The sequence below is a fragment of the Vibrio sp. 1F263 genome (assembly GCF_041439035.1).
GTDB classification, from domain to species: Bacteria; Pseudomonadota; Gammaproteobacteria; order Enterobacterales; family Vibrionaceae; genus Vibrio; species Vibrio tasmaniensis_A.
The window spans coordinates 1-5,122 of the sequence record NZ_JBGONI010000083.1 but is presented as its reverse complement, the minus strand read 5'-3'; the positions used below and the strand labels follow the sequence as shown (position 1 = coordinate 5,122).

At 39.9% G+C, this 5,122-nt stretch carries 5 protein-coding genes; 2 read left to right on the top strand and 3 right to left on the bottom strand.

What is annotated here, in order from left to right; genetic code table 11:
• Positions 1–249: 249 nt before the first annotated feature.
• Positions 250–543 (top strand): hypothetical protein, encoded by a 294-nt coding sequence (locus tag ACED25_RS22870; protein ID WP_371692700.1) that lies wholly within the window; start codon positions 250–252, stop codon positions 541–543.
• Between the two features lie 451 nt (positions 544–994).
• Here the strand turns inward: ACED25_RS22870 and ACED25_RS22865 are convergent, their stop codons facing one another.
• Both ACED25_RS22865 and ACED25_RS22860 read right to left on the bottom strand, forming a co-directional pair.
• Complete coding sequence (locus ACED25_RS22865; RefSeq protein WP_371692699.1) at positions 995–2,122, bottom strand: mandelate racemase/muconate lactonizing enzyme family protein; 1,128 nt, start codon at positions 2,120–2,122, stop codon at positions 995–997.
• Complete coding sequence (locus ACED25_RS22860; protein WP_371692698.1) at positions 2,122–3,717, bottom strand: BCCT family transporter; 1,596 nt, start codon at positions 3,715–3,717, stop codon at positions 2,122–2,124. Before ACED25_RS22860 ends, ACED25_RS22865 begins: the two co-directional genes overlap by 1 nt.
• Positions 3,718–3,843: 126 nt before the next feature.
• Between ACED25_RS22860 and ACED25_RS22855 the strand changes: the two genes are divergently transcribed.
• Positions 3,844–4,773 carry a LysR substrate-binding domain-containing protein gene (locus ACED25_RS22855; RefSeq protein ID WP_371692697.1) on the top strand — a complete coding sequence of 310 codons (930 nt, stop codon included), beginning with the start codon at positions 3,844–3,846 and terminating at the stop codon, positions 4,771–4,773.
• Between the two features lie 6 nt (positions 4,774–4,779).
• On the opposite strand, the gene ACED25_RS22850 is transcribed toward ACED25_RS22855, so the two are convergent.
• A complete protein-coding gene (locus ACED25_RS22850; protein WP_371692696.1) occupies positions 4,780–4,962 on the bottom strand; it encodes a hypothetical protein in 183 nt (60 codons plus the stop codon).
• Between the last annotated feature and the right edge of the window lie 160 nt (positions 4,963–5,122).

The window sequence follows — 5,122 nt, the reverse complement described above, 5'->3', positions numbered from 1 at the left end:
GAAATACGCGAAACGGGGTAGTTCTATCTTTAAATTTAATTACGCAACAAAGCCCTTATAACGTTCAGTTCAGGTGATAGATTCAACATAGAATTAGAAACAGGGATTAATATTCACGGTAGAACTAGAGAAATAGACCTCGTTTTTAGTGGAATTTCACAACAACAAAGTCACACTATCGCTATTGAGATGAAATGCTATCGTACGCTTAGCTCTTCAGGAGGTAAGCGTGGAGCGACCGATATATTCATGAAAGACGTATACGAGGATTTGCAACTTCTTGAGCAATATGTGTCTGTGGGTGGAATGTCTGAGGGTGTATCACTTGTGATGAACGATATGGAGCGGCTTGTTAACCCCAAGAGTAAAAGCACAAAGTGCTGGGACTATGACATTTCTCAAGGTGCCTCATTTGGGCCGATAGACCTAACAACCCCGATTGGTGGTAAAGATGTAAACATTTCTTTAGCAAAGAGTTATTCCATTGACTGGAGCAAAAATGGTGACTATTGGTTTTTAGAGATTCAGGGCCGAAGCATGTGACCATAGCTTCGTGAGTATACCTATTCTAACCCATAATTGCCCCATTGTTTTTTCGAACAAGGTTCTACAATGCGACTAGTAGCCCATGATGCTATCAATTATCTAATGTCATTTTTGAATCGAGAAAAGACTTATGAGCAAGAAAATGTTATCAGAAAAAGAACAGCTTAAGGGTATTGCACCTGACACTGCCACGCGGATAAACTGCAGAAGTTTCATGGGTTCAAAAAGGGGGGGGAATCCTCAGAAGCGACTACAAAGGCGTTTCACAGTCGCTGAATTTATAAGGAACGTAATAGCGAACAAATGGCCTGATGGATGATGAGGGAAGGAAAGTGGCGACCAGAAAGGTCTATAGTCATAATGCTAAAGTTGAATGAGTGCTGAGGGGATAATAGCTCAGCACTCCAGATTGCGACAAAACCCTATTTAGGGGCTTTGACTGCCTTATTTATTCGACAATATATTTTGTCATCAAGTTACTATTCAGTGTTATACCAAGTCCAATAGTGTCAGGAACGTGAACATAACCGTCTTGAAGACCTTCTTTATTAGCAACAAGATCTGTATATAGTGGGCTATCGCTTTGTGAGTATTCCATTAGATCGCCATCAGGAAGTGAGGCTAGAAACTGAATGGTGGCAGCATTAAGAATACCAGTGCTAAACCCGTGTGGTACTAACTTAACACCGTGATATCGAGCTAACTCATAAATGCGTTTCATCTCTGTAAAGCCACCACAGCGAGTGATATCGGGTTGAATAATGTCAACCTTAGAGTTTTCTAGAAACGCCTTAAACTCAAATCTTGTGGTTAGAGATTCGCCACCAGCCAACTTAGGTAAGACCTTATCTGAGATCTTCGCATAACTTTCTGGTATGTCAGCTAATACAGGCTCTTCAACCCAGTTAAGGTTATATTTTTCAAGTCGCTTACACATATCAACAGTGTGGCCAACAGTGTGCCATTTTGAAGCTAGATCTATTTGTAACTCAATAGAATCGCCAATCTCTTCGCGAACATGACGAACAATTTCAATGTCGGTTTCTGGATCATCACCAAATACACCACCTCCAAACTTAATACTAGTAAACCCTTGATCAACTAGTTTCCTTGCGATCGCTCGGTTATTTTCTGGTTTTGCGTCTGGAATAAATGTGCCATATGCTCGAATTTTATCTCTATACTTACCGCCAAGTAATGTATGAATAGGAACCTGATAAAATTGACTTGCGATATCCCACAGAGCAATGTCGATTGCGCTAATTGCGTGGATGCCAAGACCTCTTCGGCCCATATAGTTAGAACGATAATACATTAGCTCCCACAACCGCTCTATCTCTAAGGCATTTTCGCCAACAATGATACTTTTTAAACCTTCACAGTAGAAATTTGTGCTAGGGGCTTCTATCACTGATTTTACGCCAAGTGGTGAAGAGTCAGCTTCACCATAACCAACTAGACCTTGATCCGTTGTTACCTTTACAATAACCGCGTCTTCTCCCCAAGTGCATGTTTCGTCAACATGAGGGACACGCAGGTGGATAACTTCAACATCTTTAATTTTTGGAGCGTTCATCAGTTTGCCTCGCTAGATACTTTTGCAAATTGTGTGTTTTTACTTTCGTCTTCGAAATCGTGCGTGGATAAAAATACTTTCAACCCATATATGCACAGCAGTAGAACAATAATAAATGGAGCAGCAGTTAGGACAACAGCCGTTTTAAGAGTGGATAATGAGGCATCAATGTAAAGCATGCTAAGAGGCAAAACGCTTAACATTACGCACCAAAATAGACGTAAAGTCTTAGATGGATCTTCGTTTTGCTTCAACCCTTTAACGCTAACAGCCGCAACGGTGTAGGCAGTAGCATCTAGGTGAGACGCAAGGAATATCATCATTAGTACGAAGTAGAAAACAGAAAGGAATGTGCCAAATGGCAATGCGCTGATTAGTTGAGAAATAGCCAAATCACCACTAACTGTAGACAATATTTCAGGAGAGTTGATGATGCCAGAATTGAACATATCAATAGCGTAACCACTTAGGCTACCAAAGAAGAACCAGCAACCAGCACAGCCGCCAGATACTAAGCCAATGATAACTTCACGAATCGTTCTGCCTTTTGAGATGCGAGTAACGAAAATAGCAACAGCAGGTGTATAAGTTACCCAGTATAGCCAGTAGAACACTGTCCAATCTTTGTTGAAAGAGCCGTCATTAGTCGCATCGGTAAATAAACTCATTTCTACAAAGTTAGAAATTGTTAAACCAATAGAGTTAACAAGGAAGTCTACGATAAAGGCTGTGTCGCCAAGTAGAAGAACAACAAGACCGAAAACAAAAGTCATGCCGCATGCAGCTTTTGCAATCTTTTGAAGACCTTCACCGATACCTATGTACGAACTTAATGTAAACGTGAGTGTAATTACAGCCAATAAAACGGCTTGAAATAAAAATGTGTTATCAAATTCGAACAGCTCAGAAAACCCAGTTGATACTGTGTTAACTGTTACGGTGGTGGTAAGTATTAGACCGCCAAATGTTGCAAACAAAAATGTAAGGTTAATCGCAATACCAATAACTTTGCTTACAGGGCTGTCTTCTTTCATGCCTGTAATTGCAGCAATTAGTGAGGCAAGGTTTAGACCTTTGCTTCTATTAACATGAAAGTGGTATGCCATAGTTATTGCACATAGTGCATAAATAGACCAGGGTGTGAATCCCCAGTGGAAGAATACATAAGAAAGACTACTTCTTAGTGACTCATTAGTTTGAGAGTCTATATTTAACCCGATGCTATTATAATAATAAGCCCATTCCATGAACGCCCAATACATCGTTGCCGAGCCAAGACCCGCACAAATAAACATAAATATCCAACTCATGTTTGTGTATTCAGGCTTGCCGTCACCTAGTTTAATTGTTCCGTATCGACTGGCAGCTATAGCAAAAACGATGCATACGCTTACAAAACCAAGCAATTGGACGGATGACCCAATGCTGTTTGTTAAGCCTGAAAACATGCTTTTAGCTACTTCTTGCGAGGCATCAGGAAAGACCATTAGCATTGCGATAGTGCTAAATACAAACGCTAAACTGATTACTATGAGCGATATATCGGCACTAGATTTCTCTGATTGTGGTAAATCCACATGTGTAGTTGTTGTCATTTTGCGCCCCTTTAGTTTATGACATTCCGTTAGTTACATTGATAAATGTTATATCCGCCGCTGAATGTTAAGCGCTAAAGGGTCATAATCAACCAATGTTTACGCGCGGATGAATAACAAAACGTTATGAAGACCATAGAAGTAAAAAGAGAATTACCACGAATTCCTCACTATGACTGGCTTACCTCATTTATAATTTCAGCAGAGAAAAATAGCTTTACATTGGCGAGTCGTGATCTTAATCAAACGCAAGCTGCAATCAGCAAGCACATAACAAAGCTCGAAAGTATGCTTTGTGTAAAATTATTTCACAGAAATGGAAATGTAATTCGACTAACTCCAGATGGTGAGCGTTTTTATAACGAGATAAAAATACCTTATTTTTCTCTTAGGAACTCGATTATTGACTTCAATAACAGTTCTCAGAATTTCAATCTGAACATTGAAACTGAGCCAGTAATTAGCAAGACAATCATTAGCTCACATTTGCCAAAATTCCTTTCTAGCAATCCTAACGTCCTAATCAATGAAGTATTGACAACCAATACCTTGGAATTTTCAGACAACACCGAACTTGCCATTAAATGGGGAGAGATGGATGATTGGGAGGATTTTGACGTTAAATTTCTTACTAGTTTATGTTATGTCCCTGTCTGTTCGCCCGAGTATCAACAATCTAGAGGGCTGTTTAATGCAAAAGACCTATGCAAGAAAAACGTGCATTTAATCCATGATAGAGACACAACAGATTGGCAATATTGGTCTAATAAATACAGCAACGTTGGTCTGCAAGTCGGCACTGGTCATACAGTTGGGCAATCAGACTTGTTAGCCGAGTTTGCTAAAAATGGGATTGGCGTTGCGCTATGCGGTATTGATCTAATCAGAGAACAGCTAGATGAAAAAAAACTAATTATTCCATTCCCAAAGATGAGCATAACGCATCATAAGGCTTATTATATATTGACAAGGAAAGGCGCATCACTCTCAACTCAAGCTGTACGTTTTATATCATTCTTGCATGAAGAAATTGGCGACAATGTTGGTTATGATTAAGAGTATCTATTTAACGATAGAGTAGGGAATATAGATGGAGGGGCGATTGGTTGTTTTTGCAAGGAAAGTAAACCAACGATAATTTAAATATTTGGTTGCGGCTAACAATGCATCCGTTGGTACTGATGCATTGTCAGCCGCAATAATGTGTACCATCAAAAATGGGCGCAACGTTAAGCGACATTCCATACCTTTAGTTATCCACGAATTGCTAATTTAGAGTAAGTCCTGACACACTTTTGTCCAAAATCGTCACAATCTGAATTTTGACACACGGCATTTTCTAGCTCGAAAATGTCGGGTGGACGACACTTGTTACCAAGTGCCGTCTCCCTAAGAACCCAGCGTG